Source organism: Streptomyces actuosus (assembly GCF_016921115.1).
In the GTDB taxonomy this organism is placed as follows: Bacteria; Actinomycetota; Actinomycetes; order Streptomycetales; family Streptomycetaceae; genus Streptomyces; species Streptomyces actuosus_A.
In genome coordinates this window covers 231,134-245,344 of sequence record NZ_JAFFZS010000002.1, presented here as the reverse complement: position 1 = coordinate 245,344, position 14,211 = coordinate 231,134, and the positions used below count along the sequence as shown (strand labels likewise).

Annotated in this window: 12 protein-coding genes; 5 read left to right on the top strand and 7 right to left on the bottom strand. The window is 68.2% G+C overall.

Annotated features, from left to right (window positions below):
• The first annotated feature begins 55 nt into the window (after positions 1–55).
• Complete coding sequence (locus JS756_RS04055; RefSeq protein ID WP_205381507.1) at positions 56–1,498, top strand: CCA tRNA nucleotidyltransferase; 1,443 nt, start codon at positions 56–58, stop codon at positions 1,496–1,498.
• Between the two features lie 117 nt (positions 1,499–1,615).
• Here JS756_RS04055 and JS756_RS04050 read toward each other — a convergent pair whose 3' ends face one another.
• The 4 genes from JS756_RS04050 to JS756_RS04035 form a co-directional block, all read right to left on the bottom strand.
• Positions 1,616–2,122, bottom strand: a complete 507-nt coding sequence (locus tag JS756_RS04050) for an LppU/SCO3897 family protein (protein ID WP_205381506.1) — start codon at positions 2,120–2,122, stop codon at positions 1,616–1,618.
• A gap of 123 nt (positions 2,123–2,245) precedes the next feature.
• Entirely contained in the window at positions 2,246–3,508 is a 1,263-nt protein-coding gene (locus JS756_RS04045) for an MFS transporter (protein ID WP_205381505.1), read from the bottom strand.
• Positions 3,509–3,714: 206 nt separating this feature from the next.
• Positions 3,715–4,797: an inositol-3-phosphate synthase gene (locus JS756_RS04040; RefSeq protein WP_205381504.1), complete on the bottom strand. Its 1,083-nt coding sequence runs from the start codon at positions 4,795–4,797 to the stop codon at positions 3,715–3,717.
• A 44-nt stretch (positions 4,798–4,841) separates the two neighbouring features.
• Positions 4,842–5,528 (bottom strand): PadR family transcriptional regulator, encoded by a 687-nt coding sequence (locus tag JS756_RS04035; protein WP_205381503.1) that lies wholly within the window; start codon positions 5,526–5,528, stop codon positions 4,842–4,844.
• 363 nt (positions 5,529–5,891) lie between these two features.
• Between JS756_RS04035 and JS756_RS04030 the strand changes: the two genes are divergently transcribed.
• Positions 5,892–8,525, top strand: a complete 2,634-nt coding sequence (locus tag JS756_RS04030) for a transglycosylase domain-containing protein (RefSeq protein ID WP_205381502.1) — start codon at positions 5,892–5,894, stop codon at positions 8,523–8,525.
• 122 nt (positions 8,526–8,647) lie between these two features.
• Positions 8,648–10,153 carry a glycosyltransferase family 87 protein gene (locus JS756_RS04025; RefSeq protein ID WP_205381706.1) on the top strand — a complete coding sequence of 502 codons (1,506 nt, stop codon included), beginning with the start codon at positions 8,648–8,650 and terminating at the stop codon, positions 10,151–10,153.
• Between the two features lie 89 nt (positions 10,154–10,242).
• Here JS756_RS04025 and JS756_RS04020 read toward each other — a convergent pair whose 3' ends face one another.
• The 3 genes from JS756_RS04020 to JS756_RS04010 all read right to left on the bottom strand — a co-directional run bounded on the left by JS756_RS04020 (position 10,243) and on the right by JS756_RS04010 (position 12,887).
• Entirely contained in the window at positions 10,243–11,274 is a 1,032-nt protein-coding gene (locus JS756_RS04020) for an alanine racemase (RefSeq protein WP_205381501.1), read from the bottom strand.
• 63 nt (positions 11,275–11,337) lie between these two features.
• A complete protein-coding gene (femX, locus tag JS756_RS04015; protein WP_205381500.1) occupies positions 11,338–12,459 on the bottom strand; it encodes a peptidoglycan bridge formation glycyltransferase FemX in 1,122 nt (373 codons plus the stop codon).
• A gap of 110 nt (positions 12,460–12,569) precedes the next feature.
• Complete coding sequence (locus JS756_RS04010; RefSeq protein WP_205381499.1) at positions 12,570–12,887, bottom strand: hypothetical protein; 318 nt, start codon at positions 12,885–12,887, stop codon at positions 12,570–12,572.
• A gap of 296 nt (positions 12,888–13,183) precedes the next feature.
• On the opposite strand from JS756_RS04010, the gene rpsF reads away from it, so the two are divergent.
• Together rpsF and JS756_RS04000 are read left to right on the top strand one after the other, a co-directional pair.
• Positions 13,184–13,474 (top strand): 30S ribosomal protein S6, encoded by a 291-nt coding sequence (gene rpsF / locus JS756_RS04005; RefSeq protein WP_009189556.1) that lies wholly within the window; start codon positions 13,184–13,186, stop codon positions 13,472–13,474.
• 77 nt (positions 13,475–13,551) lie between these two features.
• Positions 13,552–14,139 (top strand): single-stranded DNA-binding protein, encoded by a 588-nt coding sequence (locus JS756_RS04000; RefSeq protein WP_205381498.1) that lies wholly within the window; start codon positions 13,552–13,554, stop codon positions 14,137–14,139.
• Positions 14,140–14,211 lie beyond the last annotated feature (72 nt).

Here is a 14,211-nt window from a genome sequence, read left to right as displayed (position 1 = left end):
TGGCCTCTCATATCCGGGAGCTCGGCGGCTGCCGGTGCACGTACCCTCTTCTGTTGTGCCGAACGCCAACGAAGACACTCCCCCTTCCCTGACCCAGGCGCAGCAGCGCGCGGTGAGCGAACTGCTGCGGGTCGCCCCCGTCGCCGACGACCTCGCCCGGCGCTTCCAGCAGGCCGGCTTCTCGCTGGCCCTCGTCGGAGGCTCGGTCCGCGACGCGTTGCTCGGCCGGCTCGGCAACGACCTGGACTTCACCACGGACGCCCGCCCCGAGGACGTCCTGAAGATCCTGCGGCCCTGGGCGGACGCCCTGTGGGAGGTCGGCATCGCCTTCGGCACGGTCGGAGCCCAGAAGGGTGGCTATCAGATCGAGGTCACCACCTATCGGTCGGAGGCCTACGACAGGACCTCTCGCAAGCCGGAGGTCTCGTACGGCGACTCCATCGAGGAGGATCTGGTCCGTCGCGACTTCACCGTCAACGCGATGGCCGTGGAGCTTCCCGAGAAGCGGTTCATCGACCCGCACGGCGGTCTCGACGACCTGGAGACGCGGGTCCTGCGCACGCCCGGCACCCCGGAGGAGTCCTTCTCGGACGATCCGCTGCGGATGATGCGCGCCGCGCGCTTCGCCGCCCAGCTGGACTTCGAGGTCGCGCCCGAGGTCGTCACGGCGATGCGGGAGATGGCCGACCGCATCGAGATCGTCTCGGCCGAGCGGGTCCGGGACGAACTCAACAAGCTCGTTCTCTCCTCCCACCCGCGCAAGGGGCTGACCCTCCTGGTCGACACCGGGCTGGCCGAACATGTTCTGCCGGAGCTGCCCGCCCTTCGGCTGGAGAGCGACGAGCACCACCGGCACAAGGACGTCTACGAGCACACCTTGATCGTCCTGGAACAGGCGATGGCTCTGGAGAGCGACGGTCCCGACCTGGCGCTGAGGCTGTCCGCGCTGCTGCACGACATCGGCAAGCCGCGCACGCGCCGCTTCGAGAAGGACGGCAGGGTCTCCTTCCATCATCACGAGGTCGTCGGCGCGAAGATGACCAAGAAGCGCATGACGGCACTCAAGTACTCCAACGAGCTGGTGAAGGACGTCTCCCGGCTGGTCGAGCTCCACCTGCGGTTCCACGGCTACGGCACGGGTGAGTGGACGGACTCCGCGGTGCGCCGGTACGTCCGTGACGCGGGCCCTCTCCTGGAGCGCCTGCACAAGCTGACCCGCTCCGACTGCACCACGCGCAACAAGCGCAAGGCTGGCGCTCTTTCCCGGGCCTACGACGGCCTGGAGGAGCGCATCGCCCAGTTGCAGGAGCAGGAGGAGCTGGACGCCATCCGGCCCGACCTCGACGGCAACCAGATCATGGAGGTCCTGGGCGTCCGTCCCGGTCCCATGGTCGGCAAGGCCTACAAGTACCTCCTGGAGCTCCGCCTGGAGAACGGCCCGATGGAGTACGACCAGGCAGTGTCCGCGCTCAAGGAGTGGTGGGCCGAGCAGGACTGACCCACGGAACGGGGGCATGTTTCACGTGAAACATGCCCCTCCTGCACGCCATGCGGGAATGACGGAGGGCGGTGTTTCACGTGAAACACCGCCCTCTGACGTATGGCCCTCAGGCGATCAGGGCGTCTCCTTCAGGCAGAGCACGACATCGTCGCTGCCGCTCTCGATGTAGGAGATCGTCGCTTCCTGGACGGCCTCGCACTTCGAGTCGTCGGTGGTGTCGGCGAACTTCTCGACGACCTTGAACTGCGCCTTGCTGGAGGAGCAGTCGACTTCCTTCAGGTCCGGCTTCGACTCGGTGCCGGCGTTGTGCATGCACGCCCCCACCGAGGTGGCGTGAGCGTCCGACTCGGTCAGCCAGTCGGCTATGCCGAACTTGATGGCAGCGATGATGACGGCGACGACGATGATGCCGGCGATACGGGCCACCTTCTTGCCCGCACGCTTGGCGGTGCCGCCCTGCGGCGGCACCGGAGCCCCCGCCGGGGCGCCCGGACCGGCCTGGTTCGGGAACGGCGCGTAGGGGGCACCCTGCGGCGGGACTCCCTGCTGGCCAGGCTCCTGACCCGCGGGCGGGGGCGTCTGGGCGTACGGGTTCTGACCGTGGGGCGGCGGAGTGGTCACTTCGGGGGTCCCCCTAGAACGTGGGTACGTGCGCGCTGGGCGCGAGATAAGACCCACGTAAGTTACTCGGTCCCACTGGCCACTTTGCTCTACCGTCGCAACTCTGTAGCCCTGATGTGATCCTCACTGATGATCAAAACGGATCAAAGTCATGGCAATCACTCCGTAGACACCGGCCACGGTGATCACGAGCGGCACTGACCGTCCGTCGGGCGGCAGCATCACGGCAGCCACCCCCGCGGCACCGACGAAGGCGACGTTGAACAGCACGTCGTAGACCGAGAAGATCCGCCCGCGGAACGCATCGTCGACCGAGGACTGCACGACCGTGTCGGTGGCGATCTTCGCGCCCTGGGTGACCAGACCCAGCACGAACGCCGCGACGAGTCCGGGAACCTCGGAGAACGTCAGGCCGAGCAACGGTTCCAGCACCGCCGCCGCGCCGGCGCAGACGGCGATCCAGCGGATCGGCCCGAGCCGCCCGGCCGCCCACGGCGTCACCAGGGCCGCCGCGAAGAACCCCGCCCCGGAGACGGCCACCGCAAGCCCCAGCAGGGCCAGCCCCTGCTCGGTGTCGGACGACCAGGCGTACCGGCACAGCATCAGCACCAGGACGGTCAGCGCGCCGTAGCAGAACCGCATGAGCGTCATCGCCGCCAGCGCGCGGGCGGCCTCCCGCCGCGCCGGTTCGGCGAGGTGCCGGACCCCGGATGCCAGGCCGCGGGCGGTGCCCCTGAGTACGTCCCCCACCCGCGGTCCCGCCCAGACCCGGTCCGGGCCCAGCAGATCCGGGGCCATGCGCAGCGAGGCCAGCATCGCGCACAGGTACAGCGCCGCCCCGAGCATCACCACGGTGGCGTCGGAGTCGGAAACGCCCAGGCGTACGACGAAGGCGAGTCCGCCTCCCACGACGGCGGCGAGCGTCCCGGCGGTCGGGGACAGGGAGTTGGCCATCACCAGGCGCTCGGTGTCGACCACCCGCGGGAGGGCGGCGGACAGGCCGGCCAGGACGAAGCGGTTGACGGCGGTCACACAGAGCGCGGAGGCGTAGAAGAGCCAGACCGGGACCTGGCCGGCGATCAGTACGGCCGTCACCGTCGCCGTCAGCGCGCGCAGCAGGTTGCCGTGGACGAGGACCTGGCGGCGCCGCCAGCGGTCCAGCAGGACCCCGGCGAAGGGGCCCACGAGGGAGTACGGCAGCAGCAGCACCGCCATCGCGGAGGCGATCGCGGCCGGTGAGGTCTGCCGCTCCGGGGAGAAGACCACGTAGGTGGCGAGCCCCACCTGGTAGACGCCGTCAGCGCCCTGGGAGAGCAGCCGTACCGCGAGCAGACGCCGGAAGTTCCGGAAGCGGAGCAGCACGCGCAGATCACGGACGACGGCCATGCGGCACAGCCTCACATACAGGGGTGCCCACGGGTGGCAGGAGTGGAGGGCGCCGGGAGGCGGGAGGCGGGAGGCCGTCGGACGGCCCGACGTCCCGGGAGGGGGCGGGGCCGCGGGACGTCGGGCCGGGACATGGGAGGGTCCCCGGGCATGACGCCTCGGGGACCCTCCCAGCCCTGGCAGGAGCTTTCAGCGCATGACGGGGGTCAGCGCTCGACCTCGCCGTGGATGAACTTCTCGACGTTCTCGCGGGCCTCGTCGTCGAAGTACTGCACCGGCGGGGACTTCATGAAGTACGACGACGCCGACAGGATCGGGCCGCCGATACCGCGGTCCTTGGCGATCTTCGCGGCGCGCAGCGCGTCGATGATGACACCGGCCGAGTTCGGGGAGTCCCAGACCTCGAGCTTGTACTCCAGGTTCAGCGGGACGTCACCGAAGGCGCGGCCCTCGAGGCGGACGTACGCCCACTTGCGGTCGTCGAGCCAGGCGACATAGTCGGACGGGCCGATGTGGACGTTCTTCTCGCCGAGCTCCCGGTCGGGGATCTGGGAGGTGACGGCCTGTGTCTTGGAGATCTTCTTGGACTCCAGGCGCTCGCGCTCGAGCATGTTCTTGAAGTCCATGTTGCCACCGACGTTCAGCTGCATCGTGCGGTCCAGGACGACACCGCGGTCCTCGAACAGCTTCGCCATGACACGGTGCGTGATGGTGGCGCCGACCTGCGACTTGATGTCGTCACCGACGATCGGGACGCCCGCCTCGGTGAACTTGTCCGCCCACTCCTTGGTACCGGCGATGAAGACCGGCAGAGCGTTGACGAAGGCGACCTTGGCGTCGATGGCGCACTGGGCGTAGAACTTCGCCGCGGCCTCGGAACCGACGGGCAGGTAGCAGACGAGGACGTCGACCTGCTTGTCCTTCAGGATCTGGACGACGTCGACCGGCTCCTCGGCGGACTCCTCGATGGTGGCACGGTAGTACTTGCCGAGGCCGTCGAGGGTGTGGCCGCGCTGGACCGTCACACCGGTGTTGGGGACGTCGCAGATCTTGATGGTGTTGTTCTCGGAGGCGCCGATCGCGTCCGCGAGGTCGAGGCCGACCTTCTTGGCGTCCACGTCGAAGGCGGCGACGAACTCGACGTCCTTGACGTGGTAGTCGCCGAACTGGACGTGCATCAGGCCCGGCACCTTGGACGCCGGGTCGGCGTCCTTGTAGTACTCGACTCCCTGTACCAGCGAGGCGGCGCAGTTGCCCACGCCGACGATGGCTACGCGAACCGAACCCATTCCGGTTGCTCCCTGTGTGTACGAGTGAGGCCCTGAATGGGCGCTCACGTGGCGGTGTCGTCGGGCGTATCCGGCCGGGGGTCGCCCCCGGACCGGGGCAGGCCGCCCGTCGCTCCAGATGTGGTGTCCTGCTGAGCGGTCCCCCCGGTCCCCCCGGTGGCGGATCCTTTCAGATCCCGCCCCGCCCGCTCGCTCTCGATGAGCTCGTTCAGCCAGCGCACTTCGCGCTCCACGGACTCCATCCCGTGGCGCTGCAGCTCAAGTGTGTAGTCGTCGAGACGCTCCCGCGTGCGTGCCAGCGAGGCGCTCATCTTCTCCAGCCGCTCCTCCAGCCGGCTGCGGCGGCCCTCCAGCACACGCATGCGGACGTCGCGCGAGGTCTGTCCGAAGAAGGCGAAGCGAGCGGCGAAGTGCTCGTCCTCGTAGGCGTCGGGTCCCGTCTGGGACAGGAGCTCCTCGAAGTGTTCCTTACCTTCTGCCGTCAATCGGTACACGATCTTTGCCCGGCGCCCCGCGAGCGCGGTGCCGGGCTCGGCCGTGGTGCCCTGTTCCTCGATCAACCAGCCGTTGGCGACCAGCGTCTTGAGGCAGGGATACAGCGTCCCGTAGCTGAACGCCCGGAACACGCCCAGTGAGGTGTTGAGTCGTTTGCGCAGCTCATAGCCGTGCATCGGAGATTCACGGAGCAGCCCGAGTACGGCGAACTCGAGGATCCCGGAACGCCGGCTCATGATCGCCTCCTCTCGGCCCTGCTACGGCTTATCTCGCGCTGATGTATCGACTCGATACATCAGCACGATAGAACGGCCTTCCGGGCACGACAAGGGGAACGGCGGTGAACGGGATCACATCGCCGTTTCGCCGGTGGCAAGTTGCCTGATTTGGGGTGAACTTCGGGACTCGACGGGTTTTGGCGGTGCGTAGTCTGTGCGCCATGCACACCACCGGGAACCGAGTGACATCCGAGGACGTCATCGTTCTCGGTGCAGTACGGGTGAATGCGGGTCCAGCCGCATCCGTACTTCGGGGGGACCGGAAACCAGCCGCCGTTTCCAGGCGCGCAAGGGTGCGCCTGCCCGAGGAGTAATCGTTCGATGAGCGAGCACCGTCGCAAACCGCCGCAGCCACAGGGAGGCGGACGGGCCGGAGCCCGACGCGGCCAGCCCGGCCCGTCCTCCGGCCGCCGGGCGGCACCGCGAGGCGCCACTGGGTCTCCGTCCGGCTCGTACGGGCCGGATCAACATGGTTCCGACGCCTACGCGTCGACCGGGGAGGGCCGGTCGTACGGCGGCCGTGCCGAGACCCGGCGCGCTGCGCAGAGAAGCACAGGCGGGCGCCGCCGAGGGGCCGAGCCGGGGCGCGGGGGCCGGAGCAACGCTCCGGCGGGCCGCGGACGCTCGACCGCGCCCGCCAGGAACCGGCTCATCGACTATCCGCGTGCGGCGAAGTACGGCTGGCGTCGCTGGGTGCCGTCGTGGAAGCTGGTCGCGGGGATGTTCATCGGCTTCATGGGCAGCATGGTGGCGGTGGCGGGCATCGGCTACGCCATGGTCAGCGTCCCGAACCCGAACCAGACCGCGCTGGCGCAGAACAACGTCTTCTACTGGGCCGACGGGTCACAGATGGCGGCCACGGGCGGCCAGACGAACCGCCAGATCGTGACCAACGCCGAGATCCCCAAGGCGATGAAGAACGCGGTGGTCGCGGCCGAGAACGCCTCCTTCTACACCGACAAGGGCGTCGACCCGATGGGAATCGCGCGCGCCCTGGCCAACATGGCGCGCGGCGGCCAGACGCAGGGCGGCTCGACCATCACGCAGCAGTTCGTGAAGAACACCTACCTGAGCCAGGAGCAGACGCTCTCCCGAAAGTTCAAGGAGCTGTTCATCTCCATCAAGGTGGGCTCGCAGCTGTCGAAGGACGACATCCTCGCGGGCTACCTGAACACCGCCTACTACGGGCGCAACGCCTACGGCATCCAGGCCGCCGCACAGGCCTACTTCGGCGTGGACGCCAAGGACCTGAGCACGGAGCAGTGCGTGTTCCTCGCGTCCCTGCTCAAGGGGCCGAACCTCTACAACCCTGACGGCGGCGTCGGAGCCAACGCGACGCCCGAGGCGAACACCGCGCGGGCCAAGGAGCGGTGGAACTGGATCCTGGACCGCATGGTCGAGGTGGACCGGTTGTCGCCGGCGGAACGGGCCGACGTCAAGGAGTTCCCCAAGCTCAAGCAGAAGACCTCGTCGCTGACCGGGCAGACCGGATACCTGATCGACATCGCCAAGGACTACGTGGCGAAGAAGACCGGCCTGACGCCCGAGCAGCTGGAACAGGGCGGCTACCGGATCTACACGACCTTCGACAAGACCCGGGTCAAGGAGCTCGAGGCAGCGGTCAAGAAGACCCAGAAGGGCTTCCTCCATCCCGACAAGGAGGAGAAGGACAAGTTCGTCCAGTTCGGTGCCTCCTCGGTGGACCCGAAGAGCGGTGCCATCGTGGCGCTCTACGGTGGCGAGGGCTACGACAAGGGTCACTACACGAACAACGCGAACACGCAGGGTGTGCCGGTCGGCTCGACCTGGAAGCCCATCGTCCTGGCCGCCGCGATGGAGTACGGCACCTACCAGACGGCGGGCGAGCCGCTGTCGCCCATGGCCAAGTACAACGGCGACGACCTTCTGGTGATCAGGAACCAGCAGGGCGAGCCGATCATGGGCGCCGACGGCAAGCCCTTCCGGCAGAAGAACGAGGGTCCGCGGGCCTGGGGCATGATCACGCTCAAGAAGGCCATGGAGCAGTCGATCAACTCGCCGTTCGCCCAGCTCGGCGTCGACGTGGGCCTGAGCAAGACCCGGGAGGTCGCGAAGTCGATCGGCATCCTGCCCGAGTCCTTCGACAAGGCGAACCTCAACAACGTCTCCTTCTCCCTCGGTACCTCGACGCCGAGCGCGATCCGCATGGCTGACGCCTACGCCACCTTCGCGGCCTCCGGCGAGCACTACGAGCCCTACTCGGTCGTCAAGGTCATCAAGGACGGCCAGGAGCTTCCGAAGTTCGAGGCCCCCAAGGGGTCGCAGGCCATGGAGGCGAACGTCGCCGACAACGTGACGAACGTCCTGGAGAACGTGGTCAAGAACGGTACGGCGAAGAAGATCGCCGACATCGGCTTCCCGACGGCGGGCAAGACGGGTACGACCGACAAGAACAAGTCGGCGTGGTTCGTCGGCTACACCCGGGAGCTGTCGACGGCCGTCACGTTGTTCCGCACCGATCCGGCCGAGGGCAAGCTGCTCTCCATGAACGGCACCGGTGGCGTGGAGTCCATCCACGGTGGTGACATCCCGGCACAGATCTGGAAGGACTACATGTCCAAGGCGTTGAAGAACGCCGACCATGAGCCCTTCCCCGAGGCCACACCCCTCGGAAAGATCATCAACGACACCCCGAGCCCGTCTCCCACGCCCACGGAGACGGTGGTGGAGAGCCCGACGCCGACGCCGACCCCGAGCGAGACGCTGACCAGCCCCTCGCCCACGCCGAGCCAGACCTGTAACGGGTGGAGCTGGAAGTGTGATCCCACCACGGGAGGCACCACCACAGGGGGTACGACCACGGGAGGCACGGACGGTGGGGTGAGTTCGTCACCGAGTCCGAGTCCGAGTGTCAGTAGCAGCGGGGGTGGCAAGGGCAACGGGCCCGGTGGCTTCCTCGGAGGCACGTCCGGATAGCTCTCCTGCTGCCCGCCATGCGTGTTTCACGTGAAACCTCCAGCCGTTTCACGTGAATCGAGGGCCGCCGCACCGCCCCCGGTGCGGCGGCCCTCGGCGTATTCCCAGCCATGTACGGCAGGATGTTCCCCATGCCCAGTGCAGAATCGACGCCGATGCGCGTGCACGAGCCCGAGCCGGTGCCCCCCACCAAGAATGATCCGGTGGCCGCGGCCGGCGGTGAGCTGATCGGGGGCCCGCTCGGCCGCAGGGTCCTGGTGGGGGCGAGCTGGTGGACGCCGGTGCGGATCGTCGTGCTTGTGGCGATCGGCATGTTCGCCCTCGGACTGGTGCAGAAGGCGCCCTGCTACAACGGCGCCTGGTTCTTCGGCGCCAGCTCCCAGTACACGCACGCCTGCTACTCCGACATCCCGCACCTGTACCAGGGGCGCGGTTTCGCCGACGGGCTGGTGCCGTACTTCGACAAGCTGCCCGGTGACATGGACTACCTCGAGTATCCGGTCCTCACCGGTGTGTTCATGGAGGTGGCCGCTTGGCTGACCCCCGGCAGCGGCAGCATCCAGCACCAGGAGCAGTGGTACTGGATGGTCAACGCCGGAATGCTGATGGTCTGCGCGGCCGTCGTCGCCGTCTGTGTCGCCCGGACGCACGCCCGGCGCCCCTGGGACGGTCTGCTGGTCGCTCTGGCGCCTGCCTACGTTCTGACGGCCACCATCAACTGGGACCTGCTCGCGGTCGCCCTGACGGCCGCCGCGATGCTGATGTGGGCCCGAGGCCGTTCCGTTGCCTTCGGTGTGCTGCTGGGGCTCGCCACGGCCGCCAAGTTCTACCCGTTCCTGCTCCTCGGGCCGCTGCTGTTGCTGTGCTGGCGTGCGGGCAAGTGGCGGGACTTCGGCAAGGCGGTGGCCGGTGCCGTCGTCGCGTGGCTCGTGGTGAATGTGCCCGTGGCGTTCTTCGCCACCGACGGCTGGCTGAAGTTCTACCGGTTCAGCCATGACCGGGGCGTCGATTTCGGCTCTTTCTGGCTGATCATGGCCCAGAAGTCGAGCCATCCGCTGTCCACGGACACCGTCAACCTCCTCGCCCCGGTGCTGGTGCTGCTGTGCTGCGTGGGGATCGCCGTCCTCACCCTCACCGCGCCGCGCCGGCCCCGCTTCGCGCAGCTCGCCTTCCTGGTCGTCGCGGCGCTCATCCTCACCAACAAGGTCTACTCGCCGCAGTACGTCCTGTGGCTGGTCCCGCTCGCCGCGCTGGCCCGGCCCAGATGGCGGGACTTCCTGATCTGGCAGGCCTGCGAGGTCATGTACTTCCTGGGGATCTGGATGTATCTCGCCTACACGACCAGTGGGGACGCCCACAAGGGCCTGCCGACCGACGGCTACCACGTGGCGATCGCGGTCCATCTGCTGGGCACGCTCTACCTGTGTGCCGTCGTGGTGCGCGACATCCTCATGCCCGAGCGCGACGTGGTGCGCCAGGCCGGTGACGACGATCCGTCGGGCGGCGTCCTCGACGGGGCGGAGGACAGATTCGTGCTCGGGGAGACGGCTCATGCGCCGCGCCACGCCGCCCACCACGGGCCCGCGGTCGAATGGGGCCACCAGAACCCCGCCGACGGCCCGCTCTGAGCGAAGGCGGACGGGCTACGATCCGTCCGGTCGTGCACGAGGCCGTATCCGGAAGACTCCGGGTACGGCCTGCTGCTTCTGCCGCCGGCTCAGCGGTCCATGAGGCGGTCGTACTGCGTGGTCGTATGGCGCAGATGGGCGACCAGTTCGTCGCCGACCCTCGGCTCCTCGGCATCCGACGGCACGAACAGGATCGACACCTGCATGTGCGGGGGTTCGGCGAACCAGCGCTGCTTGCCGGACCACACGAACGGTGAGAGGTTCCGGTTCACCGTCGCCAGACCGGCCCGGGCGACGCCCTTGGCACGGGGCATGACGCCGTGCATCGCCTTCGGGGCCTCCAGTCCCACTCCGTGGGACGTACCGCCCGCCACGACCACCAGGAAGCCGTCGGAGGCCGCCTTCTGCTGCCGGTACCCGAACCGGTCGCCCTTGGAGACACGGGTGACGTCGAGGACCGCACCGCGGTACTCCGTGGCCTCGTGGTCCCCGAGCCACAGCCGCGTACCGATCCGGGCGCGGAAGCGGGTCTGCGGGAACTGTTGCTGCAGGCGCTGCAGTTCCTCGGCCTTGAGGTGGCTGACGAACATCGTGTGCAGGGGCAGCCGGGCCGCACGCAGCCGGTCCATCCAGCCGATGACCTCCTCTACGGCGTCCGAGCCGTCGGTGCGGTCCAGCGGCAGGTGGATGGCGAAGCCCTCCAGGCGCACGTTCTCTATGGCGGCGTGCAGGTGGGGCAGGTCCTCCTCGCTGATGCCGTGCCGCTTCATCGAGGACATCACCTCGATGACGATCCGCGCGCCCACCAGGCCGTACACGCCGTCGACGGACGACACGGAGCGGATGACGCGGTCGGGCAGCGGTACCGCCTCCTCGCTGCGCCGGTACGGCGTCAGCACCAGCAGGTCACCACTGAAGTAGTCCTTGATCCGCGCGGCCTCGTAGGTCGTGCCGACGGCGAGCAGGTCCGCACCCAGTCGTGTGGCCTCTTCCGCGAGCCGCTCGTTCCCGAAGCCGTAGCCGTTGCCCTTGCAGACCGGGACGAGTCCCGGGAACTGCTCCTGCACGTGCTTGTGGTGCGCCCGCCAGCGCGCGGTGTCGACGTAGAGCGTGAGCGCCATGGCCGGACCCGGAACCTTTCTGGTCTAAACGGTCTATGGGGGTGAGAGAGAAAGTGTGGCGGTTCAGCGGCGCGACATGTAGAGGTCGAGCGCCTTGTGGAGCAGCTTGTTCAGCGGGAAGTCCCATTCGCCGAGGTACTCGGCAGCCTGCCCGCCCGTGCCGACCTTGAACTGGATGAGGCCGAAGAGGTGGTCGGTCTCGTCCAGCGAGTCGGAGATGCCGCGCAGGTCGTAGACCGTGGCGCCCAGGGCGTACGCGTCGCGCAGCATGGTCCACTGCATGGCGTTCGAGGGACGGACCTCGCGGCCGATGTTGTCGGAGGCGCCGTAGGAGTACCAGACGTGTCCGCCGACGACGAGCATCGTCGCCGCGGCGAGGTTCACGCCGTTGTGGCGGGCGAAGTACAGCCGCATACGGTTGGGGTCCTCGGTGTTGAGAGCCGTCCACATGCGCTGGAAGTACGACAGCGGGCGAGGCCGGAAGTGGTCGCGCACGGCGGTGATCTCGTACAGCCGCTGCCACTCCTCCAGGTCGTGGTAACCGCCCTGGACGACCTCGACGCCCGCCTTCTCGGCCTTCTTGATGTTGCGGCGCCACAGCTGGTTGAAGTTCTTGTGCACCTCCTCCAGCGAGCGGTTCGCCAGGGGCACCTGGAAGACGTAGCGAGGCTGGACGTCGCCGAAGCCGGCCCCGCCGTCCTCGCCCTGCTGCCAGCCCATACGGCGCAGTTTGTCGGCCACCTCGAAGGCGCGCGGCTCGATGAAGTCGGCCTCCAGGTCGCGCAGCCGCTTCACGTCCTGGTCCTGGATGCCCCGCTTGATGGTTTCTGCGTTCCATCGTCGGATGATCACCGGCGGGCCCATCTTCACCGAGAAGGCGCCCTGCTGCTTCAGATGCGCCAGCATCGGCTCGATCCAGTCCTGGAGGTTCGGCGCGAACCAGTTGATGACCGGGCCCTCGGGCAGATAGGCCAGGTAGCGCTTGATCTTGGGCAGCTGCCGGTAGAGAACCAGGCCCGCGCCGACCATCTCGCCGGTCCGCTCGTCGAACCAGCCCAGGCTCTCCGAGCGCCACTCCGCCTTCACGTCGGCCCAGGCCGGGACCTGCATGTGGCTCGCCGCCGGCAGGCTCTGGATGTAGGCCAGATGCTGCTCGCGACTGATGGTCCTCAGGGTCAGGCTCATTCGGGGCGCTCCTCGGGCTGGTGTGTCCCCATGGGTACAGGGGCTCCGGCTCTCGCGCCGAAGCCTACTGCGCCCTGCGAGCGCCCCGACTGGTCGGACGGGCCGTCGTGTCAGCTGACGAGCCCGCCGAACAGGCCTCCGTTCGCCATTCCGAGGAAGAAGCCGACACCCGAGGCACCGAGTCCCACCACGAGGCCGAAGCGCTCACGTGTCGTCTCCGAGATCCACTGGCCGTAGGCGCCCGTGAGGATCCCGACCAGACCGGCCCAGGAGCTGAGCAGGTGCAGGCTGTCGGCTGTCAGCGCGGTGATGAAGGACGTCAGGCCCAGCACCAGGGTGACCACGAGCAGGGAATCCTGGAGGGGATGGGGCTTGCCGTCCGTGGAGAGAAGGCCTCCGGCGGTGTTGGGTCGCAATGCCTGTGCCATAGGGCACCTCCTGCGGAAGACGGCGCATCGTAGCGCCATACACACCCGATGTGTACAGATTGACGGTCGCGGGGCCTTGATTTCAACCGGAAGCGGGTGTGCGGGTAGGCTGTACCGTCTGCACCGGTGTCTGCCCAGGCCGCACGAGGGAATCCCGAGAGGGACCCCCGGTGGGGCCCGCGACGGTCTGCGGGAACCCGCGATTGTCAGTGGTGGCCGATACCGTTGCGTACGCATCACAACCCTCCTGCCACGGAACGACCGTGGCCGTTGAGTCCAGAGGAGGTGGGTTCCACATGCGTCACTACGAGGTGATGGTCATCCTCGACCCCGATCTCGAGGAGCGTTCTGTCTCCCCGCTGATCGAGAACTTCCTTTCCGTCGTCCGTGATGGCGGCGGCAAGGTGGAGAAGGTCGACACCTGGGGCCGTCGTCGTCTCGCGTACGAGATCAAGAAGAAGCCCGAGGGCATCTACTCGGTCATCGACCTGCAGGCCGAGCCTGCGGTCGTCAAGGAGCTCGACCGCCAGATGAACCTGAACGAGTCGGTCCTCCGGACCAAGGTCCTCCGCCCCGAGACCCACTGAGCTCTCCCGCTCAGCTGATCTCGGGTTTCGAGTAGCACCACCAGCAGCCAGCAGCAAACCCGCCGAGAGGTTCCCCCATGGCAGGCGAGACCGTCATCACGGTCGTCGGCAATCTTGTCGACGACCCCGAGCTGCGCTTCACCCCTTCCGGTGCGGCGGTCGCGAAGTTCCGTGTCGCGTCCACTCCCCGTACCTTCGACCGCCAGACCAACGAGTGGAAGGACGGCGAGAGCCTGTTCCTGACCTGCTCGGTCTGGCGCCAGGCGGCCGAGAACGTCGCCGAGTCGCTTCAGCGAGGCATGCGCGTCGTCGTGCAGGGCCGGCTGAAGCAGCGGTCCTACGAGGACCGTGAGGGTGTCAAGCGCACGGTCTTCGAGCTGGACGTCGAGGAAGTCGGGCCCAGCCTGCGCAACGCCACGGCCAAGGTCACCAAGACCACCGGCCGCGGTGGCCAGGGCGGCTACGGCGGTGGCGGCCAGCAGGGCGGCGGCTGGGGCGGCGGCTCCGGCGGCGGCCAGCAGGCCGGCGGCCAGCAGGGCGGCGCTCCCGCCGACGACCCCTGGGCGACCGGCTCTCCCGCCGGCGGCCAGCAGGGCGGCGGCTGGGGTGGCGGCTCCGGCGGCAGCGGTGGCGGTGGCGGCTACTCGGACGAGCCCCCCTTCTAGGCCTGAGGGCCCGGTGACCCGGGCCCGATCCGGTCGAGGGCGGGTCGTACCCAAACTTCTTGATCACACAGG

Excerpts from the sequence above, each read along its gene's own strand:
- JS756_RS04045 (WP_205381505.1), bottom strand. The coding sequence starts at position 3,508 with ATGGCCGTCGTCCGTGATCTGCGCGTGCTGCTCCGCTTCCGGAACTTC.
- JS756_RS04040 (WP_205381504.1), bottom strand. The coding sequence starts at position 4,797 with ATGGGTTCGGTTCGCGTAGCCATCGTCGGCGTGGGCAACTGCGCCGCC.
- JS756_RS04035 (WP_205381503.1), bottom strand. The coding sequence starts at position 5,528 with ATGAGCCGGCGTTCCGGGATCCTCGAGTTCGCCGTACTCGGGCTGCTC.
- JS756_RS04030 (WP_205381502.1), top strand. The coding sequence starts at position 5,892 with ATGAGCGAGCACCGTCGCAAACCGCCGCAGCCACAGGGAGGCGGACGG.
- JS756_RS04025 (WP_205381706.1), top strand. The coding sequence starts at position 8,648 with ATGTTCCCCATGCCCAGTGCAGAATCGACGCCGATGCGCGTGCACGAG.
- JS756_RS04020 (WP_205381501.1), bottom strand. The coding sequence starts at position 11,274 with ATGGCGCTCACGCTCTACGTCGACACCGCGCGCTGGCGGGCGCACCAC.
- femX (WP_205381500.1), bottom strand. The coding sequence starts at position 12,459 with ATGAGCCTGACCCTGAGGACCATCAGTCGCGAGCAGCATCTGGCCTAC.
- JS756_RS04010 (WP_205381499.1), bottom strand. The coding sequence starts at position 12,887 with ATGGCACAGGCATTGCGACCCAACACCGCCGGAGGCCTTCTCTCCACG.
- rpsF (WP_009189556.1), top strand. The coding sequence starts at position 13,184 with ATGCGTCACTACGAGGTGATGGTCATCCTCGACCCCGATCTCGAGGAG.
- JS756_RS04000 (WP_205381498.1), top strand. The coding sequence starts at position 13,552 with ATGGCAGGCGAGACCGTCATCACGGTCGTCGGCAATCTTGTCGACGAC.